Source organism: Paenibacillus sp. FSL R5-0912 (assembly GCF_000758605.1).
Lineage (GTDB): Bacteria > Bacillota > Bacilli > Paenibacillales > Paenibacillaceae > Paenibacillus_AQ.
In genome coordinates this window covers 81,467-102,507 of record NZ_CP009282.1, presented here as the reverse complement: position 1 = coordinate 102,507, position 21,041 = coordinate 81,467, and the positions used below count along the sequence as shown (strand labels likewise).

At 49.7% G+C, this 21,041-nt stretch carries 19 protein-coding genes, 1 tRNA gene, 2 rRNA genes and 1 riboswitch; of the genes, 7 read left to right on the top strand and 15 right to left on the bottom strand.

The features are described 5' to 3' along the window. Positions 1–188: 188 nt before the first annotated feature. A riboswitch (cyclic di-AMP (ydaO/yuaA leader) is annotated at positions 189–332 on the top strand. A 5-nt stretch (positions 333–337) separates the two neighbouring features. From R50912_RS00485 to R50912_RS00475, 3 genes are all read left to right on the top strand, one after another. Then, positions 338–829, top strand: a complete 492-nt coding sequence (locus tag R50912_RS00485) for a C40 family peptidase (RefSeq protein WP_042231491.1) — start codon at positions 338–340, stop codon at positions 827–829. Positions 830–1,077: 248 nt separating this feature from the next. Next, complete coding sequence (locus R50912_RS00480) at positions 1,078–1,563, top strand: GNAT family N-acetyltransferase (RefSeq protein WP_042231489.1); 486 nt, start codon at positions 1,078–1,080, stop codon at positions 1,561–1,563. 126 nt (positions 1,564–1,689) lie between these two features. Next, on the top strand, positions 1,690–2,046 hold the full coding sequence (locus R50912_RS00475; RefSeq protein WP_042241255.1) for a c-type cytochrome: 357 nt from the start codon (positions 1,690–1,692) through the stop codon (positions 2,044–2,046). 105 nt (positions 2,047–2,151) lie between these two features. Here R50912_RS00475 and R50912_RS00470 read toward each other — a convergent pair whose 3' ends face one another. Both R50912_RS00470 and R50912_RS00465 read right to left on the bottom strand, forming a co-directional pair. Further along, on the bottom strand, positions 2,152–2,427 hold the full coding sequence (locus tag R50912_RS00470) for a 4a-hydroxytetrahydrobiopterin dehydratase (RefSeq protein WP_042231486.1): 276 nt from the start codon (positions 2,425–2,427) through the stop codon (positions 2,152–2,154). A 212-nt stretch (positions 2,428–2,639) separates the two neighbouring features. Beyond that, positions 2,640–2,933, bottom strand: coding sequence for a hypothetical protein (locus R50912_RS00465; protein WP_042231484.1), 294 nt, complete (start codon positions 2,931–2,933; stop codon positions 2,640–2,642). 205 nt (positions 2,934–3,138) lie between these two features. Between R50912_RS00465 and motA the strand changes: the two genes are divergently transcribed. Both motA and motB read left to right on the top strand, forming a co-directional pair. After that, positions 3,139–3,939, top strand: coding sequence for a flagellar motor stator protein MotA (gene motA, locus R50912_RS00460; RefSeq protein ID WP_039303855.1), 801 nt, complete (start codon positions 3,139–3,141; stop codon positions 3,937–3,939). Then, complete coding sequence (gene motB, locus R50912_RS00455) at positions 3,923–4,741, top strand: flagellar motor protein MotB (protein ID WP_042231482.1); 819 nt, start codon at positions 3,923–3,925, stop codon at positions 4,739–4,741. Before motA ends, motB begins: the two co-directional genes overlap by 17 nt. A 99-nt stretch (positions 4,742–4,840) precedes the next feature. On the opposite strand, the gene rluF is transcribed toward motB, so the two are convergent. Next, the gene (gene rluF, locus R50912_RS00450) at positions 4,841–5,542 is read right to left on the bottom strand and encodes a 23S rRNA pseudouridine(2604) synthase RluF (RefSeq protein ID WP_042132713.1); all 702 of its coding nucleotides are present in this window, start codon (positions 5,540–5,542) and stop codon (positions 4,841–4,843) included. Between the two features lie 5 nt (positions 5,543–5,547). Further along, entirely contained in the window at positions 5,548–7,860 is a 2,313-nt protein-coding gene (locus tag R50912_RS00445) for an ATP-binding protein (protein WP_042231479.1), read from the bottom strand. Between the two features lie 308 nt (positions 7,861–8,168). Between R50912_RS00445 and tadA the strand changes: the two genes are divergently transcribed. Beyond that, positions 8,169–8,672, top strand: a complete 504-nt coding sequence (tadA, locus tag R50912_RS00440; RefSeq protein WP_268794628.1) for a tRNA adenosine(34) deaminase TadA — start codon at positions 8,169–8,171, stop codon at positions 8,670–8,672. A gap of 47 nt (positions 8,673–8,719) precedes the next feature. Next, positions 8,720–9,286, top strand: a complete 567-nt coding sequence (locus R50912_RS00435) for a GNAT family N-acetyltransferase (RefSeq protein WP_042231477.1) — start codon at positions 8,720–8,722, stop codon at positions 9,284–9,286. Positions 9,287–9,378: 92 nt separating this feature from the next. Here R50912_RS00435 and R50912_RS00430 read toward each other — a convergent pair whose 3' ends face one another. The 11 genes from R50912_RS00430 to R50912_RS00385 all read right to left on the bottom strand — a co-directional run bounded on the left by R50912_RS00430 (position 9,379) and on the right by R50912_RS00385 (position 20,916). Beyond that, positions 9,379–10,467: a DUF6612 family protein gene (locus R50912_RS00430; protein WP_042231476.1), complete on the bottom strand. Its 1,089-nt coding sequence runs from the start codon at positions 10,465–10,467 to the stop codon at positions 9,379–9,381. Between the two features lie 103 nt (positions 10,468–10,570). Further along, a complete protein-coding gene (locus R50912_RS33950; protein WP_042132708.1) occupies positions 10,571–10,723 on the bottom strand; it encodes a small acid-soluble spore protein P in 153 nt (50 codons plus the stop codon). 12 nt (positions 10,724–10,735) lie between these two features. Then, entirely contained in the window at positions 10,736–11,077 is a 342-nt protein-coding gene (locus tag R50912_RS00425) for a hypothetical protein (protein WP_042231474.1), read from the bottom strand. 158 nt (positions 11,078–11,235) lie between these two features. Next, positions 11,236–11,324: transfer RNA gene (locus R50912_RS00420), tRNA-Ser, on the bottom strand. 65 nt (positions 11,325–11,389) lie between these two features. Further along, entirely contained in the window at positions 11,390–12,679 is a 1,290-nt protein-coding gene (gene serS / locus R50912_RS00415) for a serine--tRNA ligase (RefSeq protein WP_042231473.1), read from the bottom strand. Positions 12,680–12,768: 89 nt separating this feature from the next. Next, entirely contained in the window at positions 12,769–13,353 is a 585-nt protein-coding gene (gene pdxT, locus R50912_RS00410) for a pyridoxal 5'-phosphate synthase glutaminase subunit PdxT (RefSeq protein WP_042231471.1), read from the bottom strand. A gap of 18 nt (positions 13,354–13,371) precedes the next feature. Then, on the bottom strand, positions 13,372–14,253 hold the full coding sequence (pdxS, locus tag R50912_RS00405; RefSeq protein WP_042231469.1) for a pyridoxal 5'-phosphate synthase lyase subunit PdxS: 882 nt from the start codon (positions 14,251–14,253) through the stop codon (positions 13,372–13,374). Positions 14,254–14,371: 118 nt separating this feature from the next. Continuing rightward, the gene (locus R50912_RS00400) at positions 14,372–15,730 is read right to left on the bottom strand and encodes a D-alanyl-D-alanine carboxypeptidase family protein (protein WP_042241254.1); all 1,359 of its coding nucleotides are present in this window, start codon (positions 15,728–15,730) and stop codon (positions 14,372–14,374) included. 167 nt (positions 15,731–15,897) lie between these two features. Then, entirely contained in the window at positions 15,898–17,355 is a 1,458-nt protein-coding gene (gene guaB, locus R50912_RS00395) for an IMP dehydrogenase (RefSeq protein ID WP_042241251.1), read from the bottom strand. A 388-nt stretch (positions 17,356–17,743) separates the two neighbouring features. Continuing rightward, positions 17,744–17,860, bottom strand: a 5S ribosomal RNA gene (rrf, locus tag R50912_RS00390). 127 nt (positions 17,861–17,987) lie between these two features. Further along, positions 17,988–20,916, bottom strand: a 23S ribosomal RNA gene (locus tag R50912_RS00385). Positions 20,917–21,041 lie beyond the last annotated feature (125 nt).

The following is a 21,041-nucleotide window of genomic DNA, read 5'->3' as shown; positions in this document are numbered from 1 at the left end:
ATATGAGTCTTTCTATGCAGCTATAACTCTAAAAAACGCAAAAAAAATGCATTAATATGTTATAAGTGATTGCCAAGCGCCCTAGTCTTTGCTACAATTATCGCAGTGAGCTTTTAGTAACATTTTTGTAATTATTGAATCGCTTTTAACAAAGGTTTTGTCATGTATTGAATAACAGCTAATCCTAATCAACAGTCGTGCCGAGTTCCCTAAAGATTTAGGGAAACGGGGGAACCAACTTTGGGTGAATTGACCTCCTATTCTAAGAGGGGTCATAGGGGACCTTCAACCGAACCCTTAAGCTAACCTCGTAGGCATTTGGAAGGGGTATTTACTTTTGAAGAAGAAGCTAGCAGCCGCAGTACTAAGCTTTTCCATCATCTTCACCATTGGAGCAGGAAGCGCTTTCGCGGATTCCAAAATGGATAAAGTTATCGACAAAGCCATCGGGACCAAATACGTATCCGGCGGTGTATCCACGAACGGTTTTGATTGCTCCGGATTTACAATGTATGTTTTTGATAAGATCGGAATTAACCTGCCCCACCAATCCGGCTCCCAATATCAGATGGGCACTGCTATATCCCGTGATGAGATGAGACCGGGCGATCTTGTATTCTTCAATACAAGCGGCAAAGGCGTTTCCCATGTCGGTATTTATGTTGGTGACGGTGAGTTCGCACATGCTTCTTCCTCGCGTGGTGTAACCATCAGTTCGCTGAGTGACAGCTACTACGTCAACCGCTACGTTGGCGCCAAACGGATTATGAGTACAGATGCTTACAAGACTGTAGCTACTGATTCCGAAGACAATGACGATGTGCAATAATTTGTCCTAAATATAAGCGCTTTTCCAGGATTTTTGCCGAAATCTTGGAGGAGGGCTTATTTTTTTGTCTATAAAATTACTTACCCCGCTCTATATTTGTAAAACATCAATTCGGCCCTTTCCTAAAATATTTTTTGGCGTTTGTCAAGTTCCGGTCTATCTGCAAGGTTTTTGCGTCGAATCCTGCTCATTTTGTATATAATATTTATAGAATGAAGTAATGTTCCCTTGAAAGGTGGCCTCCGCTTATGATAAGTTCTCCGGTATCTTTTTATGTTGTTGCTATGGAGTCGCGGCATGGCGCTGAGATCTGTGAGTGGAACTATAGGCCCCCGTATAATATTTACGGCTGGATGCCCTGGGAGCAGATGCAGGCGCTCGGTGTTGAATTCGGTGATCCGCAGCTTCGCAGCGAACAATACGTTTCCATCGTGAACGGACAGGGAATCCTATGCGGCTTCGCCCAGCTGTTCCCTATGGAGGGTGTAGTCCGGCTCGGAATCGGCATGCGGCCCGATCTGTGCGGTCATGGCATGGGACATCTCTTCATGAAGGCCATCGTTCAGGCGGCTCTGTTGCGTTATCCGGAACGGGAGATCGATTTGGAGGTACTGACCTGGAATCAGCGGGCCATCCGTGCTTACCAGAAATGCGGATTTACCATAACGGATACTTATGAACGAAGAACTCCATCTGGCGATAAACCATTTTATTGTATGGTCTATGAGAAATAGCATTCCACTTCTGTATGTATGCAAATTTCCCAGGAGTTTCGTTCATTTTTTTGACACAAATACTATGATAACGCTTCACCATCCGGTATAATGAAGGAAGCAGCTTACATGAAGGGACGGATGCAGATGCAGAAATGGATCATGAGCGGTTTGTTTTTTGCCGCCTGTGCCTTTGCCGTGGTCTTAATGTTTACCCTGCCCGGCAAAGCCGAGGTGGCTGAAGAGAACAAGCCTACAATGCCTGAGGTTGTGCTGGACGCAGCCAGCGCGGAGGCCCTGGTAAAAGCCAACTGCATCACCTGCCACGGGGATCAGCTTCAGGGCGGTGTAGGGCCGAACCTGCAGCAGGAGGGCGCTCAGCATGACGCGGCGCAGATTTACAGCATTGTGACCAAGGGACGCGGGCAGATGCCTTCTTTCAAAGACAAACTAGCCCCTGAGGAAATTGCGAATGTCGCTTTATGGCTGGCCGAGAAGAAATAATAACATGCCCAAAGCAAAATGCCCGCTGCAAAAGATACCTGGTATCCTTGCACGGGCATTTTTATGGATCAGGCAGTACTGTCATTTCCATAAGGATCCTGTCCTCTAACGGTTTTTCTCAAAAGCCTCGTTAATTTCATTGGCCTGGCGGATATCCAGCTTCTGCACATCTGCAGGCAGACGCACGATAACGGTCTTGTAATCAATGGTGATATGCGGGTGATGGTCGAACGCTTCCGAGATCGCAGCAACCTCATCTACAAAGGCAATTCCCTTCATATATTCATTGAACATATATTTGCGTACCATAATATCCTCTTCCAATTTCCAGCCTTCCAGCTTGCCGATCTGCTCCCGCAGTTCTTCCTCTGTAAATGGCAATTTGTTTCCTCCCTTGCTTAATTAGCTACATCACAGCAGTCCTGTCTTTTAAATAAAACATCCCTCAGCTTCTTAAAGTCCAAGGGATGTGCCGGGCCAAAGATTTTTTTCGATTAAATGTATTCTTAAATCCCGGCCAATAGTACTTCTTATCCCAATTTTAACATGGGCAGATGCCTGGGGACAAACTCCGCTCCGCGGCTGCCTCCAGGCTACACCAGAACGACCGACGCCAAATCCTCGTCGCCGAGCAGAATATTGATCCGGTGCGTTTCTTTATCGTACATTACAACACCGCTTCCGACCTTAATCACCGGCTCATTGCCCAGTGCGTAGAACAGATCCTCCGCAAGCGCCTCCCATACCTCCAGCTTCGACTCCTCCGGCAGGTTCTCCCACTCCTCTGGCTCCATTTCGAAAAAAATATACCCGTCGGAAATCCGTCCGACTGCGCTTGTCAGCTCAACCAGAATTTCACTGTAATCTCTGCCATGCTTTACTCCCACGTCAATCACTCCGTTTTCTTCGCTGATGAATAATTACTTACCTTATCCATTATAGCCGAAAAAATCACTTCACAAAAAAGGGAATGCTGTCGATAAATAAGAATATACGTGATTTGGTTACGTGCAGAGTGTCCTCCCGCGGTTCAAGGATGATAAACGCGGTATAGTCGGATCACTTCTTAATTCTCATGGACGAGGTGCATAAATGGAAATTTCAACAATACTAGGACTGGTTTTTGGTCTGATCGCAGTAGTCTGGGGGATGGTACTCAAGCATGCTCCGCTTGAAAGCTTGAACAATCCCGCCGCCTATGTAATTATCTTTCTTGGTACGGCCGCCTCAATCTTCATGGCCTTTCCTATGTCGGAAGTCAAGAATTTCCCTAAGCTGCTAAAGATCCTATTTGTGAAGAAAAAGATGGTCGGCAAGCCCGAACTGATTACAATGTTCATGGAATGGGCATCGATCACCCGCCGTGAAGGTCTGCTTGCGCTGGAATCCAATGTTGATGAAATTGAAGATAATTTCCTAAGAAACGGTATGCGGATGATTATCGACGGCAATGACCAGGAATTTGTCCGCGATGTATTAATGGAAGATATTCACGCTACAGAAGATAGACATAAAGCCGGCGCCTTAATCTTCTCCCAAGCCGGGATGTACGCCCCTACACTGGGGGTGCTCGGGGCTGTTATCGGGCTGATTGCCGCCTTGGGGGATATGAGCAACATGGACGTCCTGGCCCACGCGATTGCCGGAGCCTTCATTGCTACTCTCCTGGGGATATTCACCGGTTACGTAATGTGGCATCCTATGGCCAACAAGTTAAAGCGAATTTCCAAACGCGAGATTGAAGTCCGCCTGATGATGGTAGAAGGTTTACTGTCCATTCAGTCCGGGGTCTCCACCATTGCTATCAATCAGAAGCTTTCCGTCTTCCTTACTCCGTCCGAACGGGCCAAGCTAAGTGAGAAGGAGGGCGCCTCCAATGAGCAAAAAGACTAGGCATGAGGAGCACGAAGAGCATGCCGATGAATCCTGGCTGCTGCCCTATTCCGATCTGATGACCCTACTGGTTGCTCTATTCCTGGTTATGTATGCTATGAGTGCTACGGACGCCCAGAAGTTTGAGCAAATGGCCCAAGCATTCAATTCAGCGCTTAGCGGCGGTGGCGGCGTACTGGAATTCCGCTCGGATTCACCTACGAGTACTCAATTAGACCAAGGTTCAAAAGATAAACTGAATAATGTTATAGATAAAAATACAGGCACCTCCGAGATCTCCAAACTTCGTGCCAAAGAACAGGAGGATCTGGAGAAGCTGAAGGAGCAATTCGATCAGTACATCAAGAATAACGGAATGACTGATCTGCTCAGTACGAAGCTGAATCAGTCCCAATTAATGATTACGATCAGCGACAACGCCTTATTTGCTTCGGGACAGGCTATAGTCAAAGATGACTCCCGCCAGCTGGCCAAGTCGATCTCGACGATGCTGCAGCAGTTTCCCGATTATGATATATTAGTGCAGGGACATACGGATAATATTCCTATCTCCAATAGCAGCTACTCCTCCAACTGGGATCTTAGTGTGGCCCGCGCCCTTCAATTCATGAAAATTCTGTTGCTTAACCCCAATCTGGACCCGGTCAAGTTCAGTCCGATCGGATACGGGGAATATCATCCCATCGCTGAGAATACGACTGCCGCCGGACGGGCCAAGAACCGTCGTGTAGAAGTTTCCGTTCTCCGCAAATACAAAGATGCAACAACAGAAACAACTGATGTTGCCGCTCCCGGTAAATAATGCGAACATTCATAGTACATCAAGCACAAAGAGCTGTTCCAAAGGCCATCATCAGCCTTCCGGAACAGCTCTTTATTTACTCACTTGATACGTTGCTCCTTATTGCAGCTCATAGTTCAGCATCGCCCCAAGCTCCTGCTTCTCCTGCGGTGACAGATCACGCCATTCCCCGGTCTGCAGGGCGCCCAGCCGGATGTTCATTACCCGGATGCGCTGCAGACGCCGCACTTCATAGCCAAACGCGCTGCACATGCGGCGGATCTGCCGGTTCTTGCCCTCGGTAAGAATAATCCGGAATACCCGCTCGCTGATCCGCGTTACCTCACAAGGTAGCGTTCTGCTGCCCAGAATCTTCACCCCGGTGGCCATACCTGTAAGGAAAGATTGCGTGACTGGCCTGTCCACGGTAACTACGTACTCCTTCTCATGTCTGCCTTCAGCACGCAATATTTTGTTCACAATATCCCCGTCATTCGTCAGCAGAATTAATCCCTCAGAATCCTTGTCGAGCCGGCCGATAGGGAAAATACGCTCTTCATGTCCAATGAAATCTACAATATTGCCCTGAATATGGCCTTCTGTTGTAGAAGTGATGCCTACCGGCTTATTAAGTGCGATGTAAACGATCCTGCTGCCTGTTTCCAGGCGTTTGCCGTCGATCAGCACCGTATCTCCGGCTTCTGCCTGACTGCCCAGCAGAGCGGTCTCACCGTTGATGGTGACTCTTCCCCCTTCCACCAGCTTGTCTGCTTCACGGCGCGAACAGTACCCTGTCTCACTGATGAACTTATTAATTCTCATATCTGTCATTCACTCCGTTCTATATACATGCCTGACGGAAGGTTATTCTCCCCGGCTTCAGGCAGCTTAATGGTCACCTGCGCCCCCCGTCCATACTCACTGCGGATCTCAAGACTGCCCTTATGGGCTTGTATAATACGCTGACTGACCATGAGTCCAAGCCCGGTCCCTGACTCTTTATTCGTGAAGAACGGCTCGCCCAGCTTAGGAAGCATATCCTCCGGAACCCCTCCGCCTTCATCAGAAACAATAATAACCACAGAATTATTCTGCTGCTGCTCCTCCAGGGTAATCGTCCCTCCGTCAGGCATAGCCTCAATCGCATTTTTGATTACATTAATGAATACCTGCTTCAGCTGATTCTCCTCACAGTGCACCATAGCCGGCATATCCGAGAAATACGTTACAAACTCTATGCCAAAAAGATGGGCTTGGCTATCCAGCAGAGAGATCACATCGCCGACAATATGCCGCAAATCCCTCAACTGAAAATGAACGGCCTGCGGCTTGGCCAGGATCAGGAACTCACTTACAATCAGATTGATCCGGTCCAGCTCCGAGAGCATAAGATCAATATGCAGCGGGACCAGAACCTTCTTCTCCTGCTGCAGCTGCAGGAACCCTCTCAAGGTGGTCAAGGGATTGCGGATCTCATGGGCAACTCCTGCTGCCAGCTGGCCGACCGTAGTCAGCTTCTCAGAGCGTCTGAGCAGCTCTTCAATCCGGTTGCGCTCAGTCATATCACGGGATACATGTACAAAAGACTGCGGCTGCCCTTCCTCATCCCGGATCACCGAGGTGCTCACACTGACTTCTACGATAGAACCGTCACGTTTCAGACGTACGGTCTCTACCGGTGGCAGAGACATTCCGTTCTTGAGTTGCCGCAAACGGACATCTTCCTGCTCCTGTACTGTAGCCGGCACCAGATATGGCGTCTTGACCAGCGCTTCCGCAGCACTCCATCCATAGAGCTCTTCAAAGGCTCTGTTCGTGCTGATAATCCGTCCATCCATATCCACCGTATGAATCGCATCGGAGGTGCCGTTAATCACCGATTCGAGATGCTCTTTAACCGCCCTATTCTCTTCCAGTGTCTGTCCCAGCCGGTCCGTATGCTGCAGCAAGTGGGAGGTCATCGCGTTGATCCGGTGGGCCAGCTGTCCGAGTTCATCCCGGCTCTCTACATTTAATGGAGGCTCAAATTTGCCCTTGGCCACATCATTCACCTTAGCCAGTATATCCTGAATCGGCCGCGTGACGAAGCCGGCCATAATATAACTGGCCAGGAAAAAGATAATAAGCAGCAGCACGGACGTGGTGATATTATTGAACAGCTGCTCTTTAATTACGGATGAGATCAGCGAGTAATCCATAACCACAGTAATTACATAATCGTCGGCTCCCGGCTGTTTGATTGGAATGAAGCTCTTGAGCACTCTTTTGCCCAGAACCTCCGTATCCAGCGTTACCGGCTCACCCCCGTTGATCGCTTCCCGTATTGCAGCTTTATCCTGTGCAACGTTGCCGTACGTATACGTACCGTAATGAATAGGACGGTTGCGCAGCTTCACATTGATCGGGTCACTGCCATCGGGCAGCATGCTGGGCGATCCGAACGTTTTGGGATTAAAGCCTGTGATCTCCAGGATGCCGGGGTTCACAGCTTTGGAGTCCTGAATAATTTCGTCAGGTCCCATAATCTTGACGTAATCGCTTACGGCAGTACTGCGGATATAAGGATCTATGATATAGTTGCTGGTGCCATCATAATAGTAACCCCATTTATCAATGTACTCGGGATTTGAGGTTGAATATTCGAAAGGGCCGGACCAGAAATTATCCATCGTCTGCCCCTGGTCAACGGATACCCGCTGGCCTGCAAACAACTCCAAAAAAGCCACATACCAGTATCCCATGCCTTTGGTCGAGAGTCCGATCTCTGTGGGATCTGATGACTTGGCTACAACAATATCATTATCAGTCTTGACCAGAAGCGAGATATTAGACACGCCCAGCTTGATGGCCAAGGCCTGCAGCTCCCTATTGTCCACATTCTTGATATCCGGATCAAGCTCAAGCGAAGCCAGAATAGAGGTCATCCTCAGGTTCTGGGCAATTTTATGCTGCACATAGTTGGAACTATAACTGCTCTGCTCAACCGAAACAGCGATCTGCATGGCAGTTATCTTCATATTACTCAGACTTTCATTACGCAGATTATTCCGGACGGCATATAGATTAAGTGTAAGATTCAGCGTCAGGATTAAGAGTACCGAGCCGAAAATAATAGCCGATAATTTCGTTTTTATAGACAAGCGTATTGTTCACCTCTTACCGCTGGTAAATCCTAGCGGAGCATTCATAATTATCATACCTTTTGCCTCTCCATTTGAAAAGACATTTCAAACAGGGATAACCTGGGGAACATATTGAATTCTTCAGACACTTTCTCTACAATAAGTAGGAAACCATCCACAGGTTATGCACATATAAACATTTTGCTAAATCGCGATGTGTACAATTTTGTGCATAAGTCGGGCTTTATCCACAGAGTTGTCCACAATTTGTTAAGAACGAATATTTGTTCGTTGTACAAGGGGCTATTTTAGAAGGGAAGATGAACTTGAATACACGACTTGAAGAGTTGCCGCCTGACGAGCGGGCAATTCATGAATATTGGATGAACGAGGCAATAGGCGAAGCCCGCAAAGCAGAAGCACTGGGTGAAGTGCCGATCGGGGCAGTGGTTGTCCGTGAAGGTAAAATTATCGGGCGCGGCTACAATCTGCGTGAGACCACGCTCGATTCCACTGCCCATGCGGAGATGGTTGCCATCCGTGAAGCGAGTACGGCCCTTAATTCCTGGCGTCTGCTCGACTGCCAGCTCTACGTGACCCTGGAGCCCTGTCCCATGTGTGCAGGAGCCATGGTGCAGGCCAGAGTCCCGCTCACCGTGTATGGTACTCCTGATCCCAAGGCCGGCTGTGCAGGGACTCTGATGAACCTGCTGGAGGAATCGCGTTTTAACCACCGTACAGAGGTCATCCAGGGTGTGCTGCAGGAAGAATGCGCAGAGCTGCTGACTTCGTTCTTCCGCCGGCTGCGGCAAAGACCTGCCAAGCTCTAATGAAACGGATCAGATATATCATTCTATTGTGACCAGGAGGACGATCCATGTCTTTTAAGCTGTACAATACCCCGAAGGGAATCTATATCTCTTTATTGAAGCTCACGGATGCCGAAGCGCTGCTTAACCTCCGTCACCGCAACCGCAAGGAGCATCAGCAGTTCGAACCCCTCCGTGACAATGACTACTTCACCCTGGAGAGCCAGCGGCAGCTGATTAACCAGCGCATCGTGGACGCCCGGCAGGATAGTGCTTATATGTTCGGCATCTATCTGCTCAGCGGCGAGCTGATTGGCCAGATTACCATTTCTAATGTGGTACGGGGTGTCGGACAATTTGCCGATATCGGATATTTTATTGATTATGAAATGCAGGGTAAAGGGTATACCAGCGCAGCGGTGCATCTGATCCTGGGCTATGCCTTCCGTTCCCTCGGCCTTCACAGGCTGCAGGCGGCCATCCTGCCTCATAATGACGGCTCCCGCAGAGTACTGGAGAAGAACGGCTTTCAGGCTGAAGGGCTTGCCCGCCGCTTCATCAAAATCAACGGAGAATGGCAGGACCACCGCACTTACGCCATTCTGGCTGAAGATTTTCTTCCACAGGAGCAATAGCCTGATCTGCCGGAGCCGCCGGCAAGCAGCACAAAAATCCCGTATGAGCGGAGGTTCGCTTATACGGGATTTCTGTGTTGCTGCAGTATTTATTAATAAGTGCCTGTGGCTCCGAACTGCTGCTGCAGCTCTTCCAGGGTAATCACATCTTCGCCTTGCGGAATTCCGATCTGGAAGGTTTGTTTCTCATTGATCTTGCTGTATTGATTGCTAGCGGTCATAGACAGAGCGACATTCTCACCTTGTTCAGGATCATTCACTTTGATATCCATTAGCATATCCTGATACACCGGGAAGTTATCGTCATTGATCGCCGTGTTAAGATGGAACTGGTTAATCGTGAGATGCGTATTCAGCTCAGCCAGATCCTTATCGAATTCAGCACGTGCTTCACTGGACTGCAGCTCTTCCTTCGCTTTAGCCAAGTCGGCAGCATCGATCTTCAGCAGTTCCTTGTATTCATCCTTGCCGAGAATATCGATGATCTTAGGCAGCGCATTGTTCACCAGGATGGTGAGCGCCTCTTTGACATTATCATTCGTTACCTGGAACTGGACAACCTGTTTGGCTTCAACCCCTTCAGGCAGGCCGGCTTCCTTAGGTTTGATTTCGTTAAAGTACTTCTCTTCGTTATACTCACCCAGTAATGTGTTCATCACTTCATTAGACAGCTTCTGCACTTTCTGCGTGTCCATAGCCGAAGGGTTGAATTTAGCCCCCTCCTGCTCGGCCAGTTCCTTCAGATCCACTTCAACAAATTTACCTACGATTGTCTCGGGAAGCGGCAGGAACGGAATGGACGGCACTTTGACATACAGCTTCTCCGCTGTCATTACCATCGGAACCGTGAAGGACATCGCCATATCCCCCTTCAGATTCAGAACCATTGTAAGCTCTGTCTGCATCGGCTCTGCCTGGTAGACTCCATCAACTGTAAGCTCAGCATTCTTAAGCATGCTGAGAATCTGACCCGTTGTAGCATCAGCTTCGCTTGTACCTGTGTCGATCGTCAGGTCATTAACGGTAAGCTTCGTCTTCATTTCATACGATGTCATCGCCGCAACTTTATTTGCAGCAGCGGACAATGCCTCTTTCGGAGCCTCTTTCTTTGCACACCCCGGCAGAATTACTGCGGCGGTGAGCAGCAATGCGGCAGCGGATAACCCCCATTTTTTATTCATTATTGTTCTCCTCTCCCATGTGAAAAATTCTTTCCCCTCCCTAATGATAAACCATTTGGCAAATATGAGAAACATTTCTCTCCATTTTCATCTCCGGCTAGGGTCAGCCCTGAGGATTATTATGGTCAACGTGGTTAGCCTGTTTTACCTTTTTTGAACCGGACAACGGCTCAGGACCTGATGAATGATGTTCCTTGCGCGGTCCCTGATTATCCTGCTGTACACCGGGTACCGGCATGCTTTTTGGTTTGCTCACTTTGTTCACCTCCTATGGATTGGTTAAGCCCTGAAGCGCCTGCGCGCATTCATGAATCTGCCTTGTATACTGCTGCGCCAAAAGCTGTACGGCATCCGTACGTTCGTCCGCCACGCGCCCATCCTGCTCGGCATCGAGCAGATCCACAGCAACCTCGCGGCTATCCACATAGGTGCAGCGGAAATCGAGGGAATACCCTTGACGCCCGGATGCATTGAAATGAATAAGCAGACTGTTCTGGTCCGCCGCATCCCCCTGCACACTGAAGCTGTCCCCATCCTCCATCAGTGCAGGCAGGCGCTCCTGCCAGGCAGACACCAGATTCTGCTGATCTACTTGTAATTGTCGGTCCATCTTTATGATCATCCTCCTTCTCTAATACATTGCCGAGAAAGAGAGCTTTTTATTCTCTTTGGAACAGGTTCCATCCAAAAGAATCCTCTGAGTACAACAAAAAACCGTCCCCCATAAGGAGAACGGCTTCTATCTGCAAATCTTTGAGTGTAAAGGAATGGCGGAGAGGATGGGATTCGAACCCATGTGGGCTTGCACCCTAACGGTTTTCAAGACCGCCCCGTTATGACCGCTTCGGTACCTCTCCAATGCATCTAAATTTCACATGCATTAGGAATTATAACACACCCAACAAATAATATGCAACTATAATTATTGAGCAGTTTGTGCGCTTATGGATTTCACGTTACGCATATACGGCTGCAGGCATTCCGGAATCAGAACACTGCCGTCTTCCTGCTGGTAATTCTCCAGAATAGCCGCTACCGTACGGCCTACGGCCAGCGCAGAACCATTCAGCGTATGCACGAATTCCGGCTTGGACTTGGGCTCTTTGCGGAAGCGGATATTGGCCCGGCGGGCCTGGAAATCCTCGGTGTTGGAGCAGGAGGAAATTTCGCGGTACATTCCGCTCTCCGGCAGCCACACCTCCAGGTCATACGTCTTCGCCGATGTGAAGCCCATATCTGCCGTACACAGCAGCAGGACGCGGTAAGGCAGTCCCAGGAGCTGTAGGACGCGTTCAGCATCGGCTGTCATCTTCTCCAGCTCCTCATAGGAGGTCTCCGGACTGGCAAGCTTCACAAGCTCCACCTTATTGAACTGATGCTGGCGGATCAGACCGCGGGTATCACGCCCCGCAGATCCGGCCTCCGAACGGAAGCAAGAGCTGTAGGCTACATGGTACTTCGGCAGATCACCAGCCGTCAGAATCTCTTCACGGTAGTAGTTCGTTACAGGCACTTCTGCTGTAGGGATCAGATAATATTCTGTATCACGCAGCTTGAACAAATCCTCTTCGAACTTCGGCAGCTGTCCTGTTCCATACAGGCTGTCCTTGTTGACAATGTACGGCGGCAGCATCTCTTCATAGTTATGCTCTCCGCTGTGCAGATCCATCATGAAGTTGATTAACGCGCGCTCCAGTCTTGCTCCCAGCCCTTTGTAGAAGGCGAACCGGGAACCCGTAACCTTGGCTGCCGCTTCAAAATCAATGATATCCAGCTGCTGCGCCAGCTCCCAGTGTGATTTCGGAGTGAATCCGAACTCTCTAGGCTCCGACCAGCGGCGTACTTCAACATTGTCCTCCTCGGACTTCCCAACCGGCACCGATTCATGCGGGATGTTCGGAATGCTCATGGTTAATTCATCAATCTTAGCTTCGAGCTCTCGTACTTCATCGTCCAGCTCTTTGATCCGGTCGGACACCGTACGCATTTCTGCAATCAAATCATCCGCCGGTTCTCCATTTTTCTTCTTCTTGGCTACATCTCCGGATACGGTGTTCCGGCGGTTCTTAAGTCCCTCTGTTTCCTGAAGCAGCTCACGGCGGCGCAGATCAAGCTGCGGGAAGCTGGCAATCAAATCGAGCGACTTTCCTCTTTTAGTAAGGGCCTCTTCTACTCTGGCATAATCACTACGCAACACTTTAACATCTAACACAAAGTTTCCCTCCTGAAAACAGCCCAAACTCTTTCAAAATGCTGATTTGTTTACAGCTTTGAAAGAGTCAGGATGTTTTATATGCAGTTCTATTGATTGGCTGCGATACTGTCCTCTACCATGTCGGCAAAATATTGATGCAGCCTGTAATCATCAGTCAGTTCCGGGTGAAAAGAGGATACCAGCAGGTTGCCCTGACGTGCAGTTACAATCTCATCCTTATAGATGGTAAGCACATCGACATCCGGACCCACCTCGTTAATGAGCGGAGCACGGATAAATACCGCACGTACCGGCTCAGCAATCCCTTTAACCTCCAGATCACATTCAAAGCTTTCCCGCTGGCGGCCAAAGGCATTCCGGGAAACGGTAATATCCATCAGCTCCAGATGGCCGGGTTCGCCTCCGGCAATGTGCTTGGCCAGGACAATCATACCGGCGCATGTGCCAAAAATCGGCTTGCCTTGACCCGCAAACTCACGTATAGCTTCTATAAAGCCATATTTGCGCATCAGTTTGCCGATGGTCGTGCTCTCGCCGCCGGGAATAATTAGACCCTCTACCTCTTCCAGCTGCTCTACACGCTTGATAGGCAGACCCTGCGCACCCGTCTTCTCAATACTAACGATATGCTCTGTTACAGCGCCCTGAAGCGCCAACACTCCTATTCTCATCCGGAAGCCTTCTCTCTATTAACGGCCGCGTTCCGACATACGTTCAGCCGGAGTCAAAGTGGCAATATCAATCCCCTTCATCGGGGCGCCAAGGTTCTTCGACACTTCAGCAATCAGCTTGTAGTCTGTAAAGTGGGTGGTCGCTTCTACAATGGCACGCGCGAATTTCTCAGGGTTGTCCGACTTGAAGATCCCCGAGCCGACGAACACGCCGTCAGCACCAAGATGCATCATGAGCGCAGCATCGGCAGGTGTAGCTACACCGCCGGCCGCGAAATTAACGACAGGCAGCTTACCAAGCTGGTGAACCTCCAGCAGCAGCTCATAAGGAACAGCCAGTGTCTTGGCTTCATTATAAAGCTCATCAAGCGAGAGGTTAGTCACTTTGCGGATTTGACTGTTTATGTAGCGCATGTGGCGGACGGCTTCAACGATATTGCCGGTTCCCGGCTCACCCTTAGTACGGATCATCGAAGCTCCTTCGTTAATCCGGCGCAGGGCTTCCCCAAGGTCCTTGGCTCCGCATACAAAAGGAACGGTGAATTCACGTTTATTGATATGGAACACTTCATCAGCCGGCGTGAGCACTTCGCTCTCATCCAGATAGTCAACACCGAGGGATTCAAGAACCTTGGCTTCTACATAATGGCCAATACGGGCTTTAGCCATAACAGGAATGCTCACTACCTTGATAACCTCTTCTACAATAGTAGGATCGGCCATACGTGCTACACCACCCGCTGCGCGGATATCGGAAGGTACACGTTCCAGAGCCATAACGGCTACTGCGCCCGCTGCCTCAGCAATTTTTGCCTGCTCTGCATTCATGACGTCCATAATGACGCCACCTTTTTGCATTTCTGCCATGCCTCTTTTAACTCGCGATGTTCCTGTTTCCATGTCTAAGCCTCCCGAATGATCTATCCTAATCTAACTTGTAATTCTACCGCAAGGCGGTGATATATACAACCTATTTACTGGGAATTTGTCGTATTGCTGGCATTAGGCTGCCTTGCAGTTAGAACAAGTTCTTAATTCCTGTAAACAGGTCGCCAAAAAACTCACCGATTGCTCTCATCAGCAGTTTGAACCAGCCAGCCTTCTCTGCTTCCTCAGCAGTAATCAGGTTAACCGTCTTCTCCTGAACCTGAGACATTCCTTCGATCTGGTAGCTATATGTGACCTTACCTACTTTACTGGCTCCGGCAATCGGCGCGATCAAAGTTGCGGGGTCGTTCGTCACCACTGTAGTTTTGATCTGTGGAGAAACCGTACCCTTTGGTACCATGAACGTAACTCCAGCGTCGGTAACAACGGATACTTCCTTGTTCTTCCCTTTCAGTACAGGCACTGTTTCAGTTCCGGCAATGACTGCCTTAGGCGCTACAACCTGCTTAATCTCGAAGTTATTGAAGCCGAAATCAAGCACCTTCTTCGTTTCCGTGAAACGGTGTGCTTCTGAGTTGGCCCCCATGACTACGCTGATCAGACGCATGCCATCACGAACGGCCGTACCAGTGAAACAGTTGCCGGCATTGGTGGTATGTCCAGTCTTCAATCCGTCGAGACCCGGATAGGCATAGGCCTTGAAATTAGCAATATCTTTGTTGGCTTCCAGCATCCAGTTATAGTTAATCATCGGTTTCGCGTCACGTTCACGGAACTTGTAGGACTGAATTGTCGTGAACTCGGTGAAATCCGGATGGTCCGTTACAATAAACTTAGCGAGCAGGGCAGCATCCATAGCGGACATTAACGTTTCGCCTTCAGCCTCCGGACGGAATTTCTCCGGCATATCAGCGCGGTCAAGCCCTGTGGAGTTAATGAAGTGGGCGGTCTTCATCCCCATCTTCTTAGCGGTTTCGTTCATTAGGGTTACGAATTCCTGCTCAGAACCCGACACCAGTTCAGCCAAAGCTACCGTGGCATCATTGGCTGACCCGACGGCCATGGCTATGTAGAGTTCTTTGACGGTATGTTCATCGCCCTCGGCTAAGAAAATACGTGACCCGATCTGCTTCGACGCATTCTCCTGTACAACAACTTTCTCATCCCAGGATATCTGTCCGTTCTTCACCGCATCAGACACGAGATATTCTGTCATCATCTTCGTCATACTTGCCGGTGGCAATGGCTCGTCCGCATTCAAAGATAAGAGGATCTCTCCTGTGGTCGGCTCTATTAATACTGCAGACTTCAGATTAAGTCCGAGTGACTCCACGCTTGGAATCTTGGTTACTGCCGTTTTGGCAGGTGTTGCCGCTGTCGATGGAGCCGCAGCCTCTGTTGCAGCCGGTGTGCTTACCGCCTCTGCCATGGCAGACGCTGCCGGGAATGCTAGCATATTTAAAAGCAGACCTACTGTCGCTGTCTTCATCACAAGTTGCTTACTACTTAGTTTCCGCTTGTACTTCAATGATTACTACTCTCCTTTAATCCTCAGATCAGTGCTTGTTCTATTCTAACACAGGGGTATCTGCAAAAAAAGACAGACAGGACGAATTTAGTCCTGCCTGTCCGCAAAAATATGCGATTCTTCCCGGTTTACAGGGAATAGTTCGGCGCTTCTTTGGTAATCTGCACATCATGCGGGTGACTCTCACGAAGACCCGCGCCAGTGATACGGATAAATGAGGTATCATTGCGCAGTTCCTCTAATGTCTTCGTACCACAGTAACCCATACCTGAGCGCAATCCGCCGATCAGTTGATGAACGGTATCGGACAACGGCCCTTTAAAAGCAACCCGCCCCTCGATGCCTTCAGGAACGAGCTTCTTATCATCATCCTGGAAGTAACGGTCTTTACTGCCCTGCTTCATGGCGCTCATGCTGCCCATTCCGCGGTATACCTTGTATTTACGTCCCTGATAAATTTCCGACTCCCCAGGACTCTCTTCCGTACCGGCGAACAAGCTGCCCATCATCACTGCAGCAGCTCCGGCAGCAATTGCCTTAGTAATCTCTCCGGAGTACTTAATTCCCCCGTCAGCAATAACTGGAATCCCGTATTCGCGGGCAACCGTTGCACAATCATAGATTGCTGTAACCTGTGGAACGCCGATACCTGCAATTACACGGGTTGTACAAATCGACCCGGGTCCAATACCGACCTTGACCACGGATGCTCCGGCTTCAATCAATTCCCGGGTAGCTTCACCTGTAGCTACATTACCAGCCACAATAGTAAGATCAGGATACAATTCGCGCAGCTGGCGGACCGCGTCGATAATATTAATATGGTGTCCGTGTGCCGAATCCACTGTGATAAGGTCAACACCGGCTTTTACCAATGCCTCTGTGCGTTCTAATGTATCCTTAGAAATACCGATTGCAGCTCCAACAAGCAGACGGCCTTGAGCATCCTTGGCCCCGTTAGGGAACTGGATAGCTTTCTCTATATCTTTAATAGTAATGAGACCTTTAAGAATATTGTGCTCATCCACCAGCGGCAGCTTCTCAATCTTGTGACGTTGAAGGATGCCTTTCGCTTCCTGAAGCGTTGTACCTACAGCAGCGGTAACCAGATTCTCATGAGTCATAACTTCTTTGATCTGAATATTGAAATCGTGGATAAAACGCAAATCACGGTTAGTCAGAATACCAACAAGCTTACCGCCTTCATCTACGATAGGTACACCTGAAATGCGGTATTTCCCCATCAGAACTTCAGCATCGGATACCCAGTGGTCTGGCGTAAGTGAGAATGGATTGGTAATAACGCCGCTCTCGGAGCGCTTCACACGGTCCACCTCTTCCGCCTGCTGCTCCACGGACATATTCTTATGAATGATGCCGATCCCGCCCTCACGGGCAATAGCAATCGCCATAGCTGCTTCCGTGACTGTATCCATACCTGCACTCATCAAAGGGATGTTCAGCTTCACATTCTTGCTAAGTACAGTGGTTAAATCCACTTCCTTAGGCAGTACCTCGGATTTACGCGGAACCAGCAGCACATCATCAAAAGTGAATCCTTCTTTACCAAACTTATCTTCCCACACCTGGGTCATTCCTCCTCGAAATATTCTTTTCTCCACCTGCCTGCTAACTTATGAATAAAAAAACTCCTGCTTCAAGTCCATACCCGATAGACAGCGGTAAAGGCTTGGGAGTTATACATAATAGTGTCTTCAGTTAAGGTTTGAGATGCTTGTCCAAAAATATATTAGAGCTATCTTAGCAAAGGGCTTTTGGCCTGTCAAGAATATTACATCTTCTGATAAGGTATTAAGAAATCTTGCTCCGGGTAAGCGAATTCTTGGACTAAAGTCCGTGTACAGTGGACAGATTATATAATCATCCATAATTTAACACCGTAACGTCTATGCATTTTCCATGTATAAAAGTATACAAAAAAACCATTGTCGATTGCTCAACAATGGCTCATGTGCTTGGCGGCGTCCTACTCTCCCAGGACCCTTCGGTCCAAGTACCATCGGCGCTGGAGGGCTTAACGGTCGTGTTCGGGATGGGTACGCGTGGAACCCCTCCGCTATCGCCACCAAACATGCGTCTGTGAAACAGACGCTGCCGCTTGAAATTCGGTTCATCACGGATGTGTGAATGAATTTCATGGCGTACAGGCTTGATCGCCTGAAAACTGAATCCGAAACGAATCTGCGCTCTAAGAAATTTGGATAAGCCCTCGACCGATTAGTATTGGTCAGCTCCATGCATTGCTGCACTTCCACCTCCAACCTATCTACCTCGTCGTCTTCAAGGGGTCTTACTAGTTGGGAAATCTCATCTTGAGGGGGGCTTCACGCTTAGATGCTTTCAGCGCTTATCCCGTCCGTACGTAGCTACTCAGCCATGCTCCTGGCGGAACAACTGATGCACCAGCGGTACGTCCATCCCGGTCCTCTCGTACTAAGGACAGCTCCTCTCAAATTTCCTGCGCCCACGACAGATAGGGACCGAACTGTCTCACGACGTTCTGAACCCAGCTCGCGTACCGCTTTAATGGGCGAACAGCCCAACCCTTGGGACCTACTTCAGCCCCAGGATGCGATGAGCCGACATCGAGGTGCCAAACCTCCCCGTCGATGTGGACTCTTGGGGGAGATAAGCCTGTTATCCCCAGGGTAGCTTTTATCCGTTGAGCGATGGCCCTTCCATGCGGTACCACCGGATCACTAAGTCCGACTTTCGTCCCTGCTCGACTTGTAGGTCTCGCAGTCAAGCTCCCTTATGCCTTTGCACTCTGCGAATGATTTCCAACCATTCTGAGGGAACCTTTGAACGCCTCCGTTACTCTTTAGGAGGCGACCGCCCCAGTCAAACTGCCCGCCTGACACGGTCCCCGTACCCGCTTAGGGTACTAGGTTAGAACCTAGATACGATCAGGGTGGTATCCCAACGGCGCCTCCGCAGAAGCTTGCGCTCCTGCCTCTACGGCTCCCACCTATCCTGTACAGATCGTACCCAAATTCAATATCAAGCTGCAGTAAAGCTCCATGGGGTCTTTCCGTCTTGTCGCGGGTAACCTGCATCTTCACAGGTATTAAAATTTCACCGGATCTCTCGTTGAGACAGCGCCCAAGTCGTTACGCCATTCGTGCGGGTCAGAATTTACCTGACAAGGAATTTCGCTACCTTAGGACCGTTATAGTTACGGCCGCCGTTTACTGGGGCTTCGGTTCACAGCTTCGGGTTGCCCCTAACCACTCCCCTTAACCTTCCAGCACCGGGCAGGCGTCAGCCCGTATACTTCGCCTTGCGGCTTCGCACAGACCTGTGTTTTTGCTAAACAGTCGCTTGGGCCTTTTCACTGCGGCCCCCTCGGGCTATTCACCCTACCGAGGCACCTCTTCTCCCGAAGTTACGAGGTCATTTTGCCGAGTTCCTTAACGAGAGTTCTTCCGCGCGCCTTAGAATTCTCTTCTCGCCTACCTGTGTCGGTTTGCGGTACGGGCACCTTCTCCTGGCTAGAGGCTTTTCTTGGCAGTGTGAGATCATGACCTTCGCTACTACAATTTTCGCTCCCCATCACAGCCCAGCCTTATTGATGTGCGGATTTGCCTACACATCAGCCTCACTGCTTAGACGGACATATCCATCAGTCCGCGTCACTACCCTCCTGCGTCACCCCATCGCTCATAGCGGATTACGGTGGTACAGTAATTTCAAACTGTTGTCCTTCGACTACGCCTTTCGGCCTCGCCTTAGGTCCCGACTTACCCTGAGCGGACGAGCCTTCCTCAGGAAACCTTGGGCTTTCGGCGGATCAGATTCTCACTGATCTTTTCGTTACTCATACCGGCATTCTCACTTGTATGCTGTCCAGCGCTCCTTACGGTACACCTTCAACCCACATACAACGCTCCCCTACCCCAGATACAAAGTATCTAGCCATAGCTTCGGTGGTGTGTTTAGCCCCGTTACATTTTCGGCGCAGAGTCACTCGACCAGTGAGCTATTACGCACTCTTTCAATGGTGGCTGCTTCTAAGCCAACATCCTGGTTGTCTGTGCAACTCCACATCCTTTCCCACTTAACACACACTTGGGGACCTTAGCTGATGGTCTGGGCTGTTTCCCTTTTGACAATGGATCTTAGCACTCACTGTCTGACTCCCGGCAAGAAGTTAATGGCATTCGGAGTTTGACTGAGCTTGGTAACCCTTGCGGGCCCCGCACCCAATCAGTGCTCTACCTCCACCACTCCATTCACCGAGGCTAGCCCTAAAGCTATTTCGGGGAGAACCAGCTATCTCCGAGTTCGATTGGAATTTCTCCGCTACCCCCACCTCATCCCCGCATTTTTCAACATGCGTGGGTTCGGGCCTCCAGTGCGTGTTACCGCACCTTCACCCTGGACAGGGGTAGATCACACGGTTTCGGGTCTACGTCCACATACTCATTCGCCCTATTCAGACTCGCTTTCGCTGCGGCTCCGTCTTCTCGACTTAACCTTGCATGTTAAACGTAACTCGCCGGTTCATTCTACAAAAGGCACGCCATCACCCAGTAATAGGGCTCTGACTTTTTGTAAGCACACGGTTTCAGGTTCTATTTCACTCCCCTTCCGGGGTGCTTTTCACCTTTCCCTCACGGTACTGTTTCACTATCGGTCGCCAGGTAGTATTTAGCCTTAGCAGATGGTCCTGCTGGATTCATACGGGGTTTCACGTGCCCCGCACTACTCGGGATCCGTCTCGGAGAGAACACAGTTTAGGCTACAGGGCTTTTACCTCTATCGCGGGCCTTTCCAGACCTCTTCACCTACCATATTCCTTTGTAACTCCATGTGAGACGTCCCACAACCCCAAGAGGCAAGCCCCTTGGTTTAGGCTGTTCCGCGTTCGCTCGCCGCTACTGACGGAATCACTATTGTTTTCTCTTCCTCAGGGTACTTAGATGTTTCAGTTCCCCTGGTCTGCCTCTGCGTATCCTATGTATTCAGATACGAGTAACTGCGAATTACCACAGCTGGGTTTCCCCATTCGGACACCCCCGGATCAAAGCTTGCTTACAGCTCCCCGAGGCAGTTTCGTTGTTCGCCACGTCCTTCGTCGGCTCCTGGCGCCTAGGCATCCTCCGTGTGCTCTTATTAGCTTAACCAATCGCTCCGGTATTGGCTCATTCGCTCATCTTGTTTTAAACAGCGCTTCCGGATGAATCCGTCCGCTAGTCTGTTTAACGCCAAAAGTCGCTCATAATCCAAAACCATCGCTCAGCATGACTAA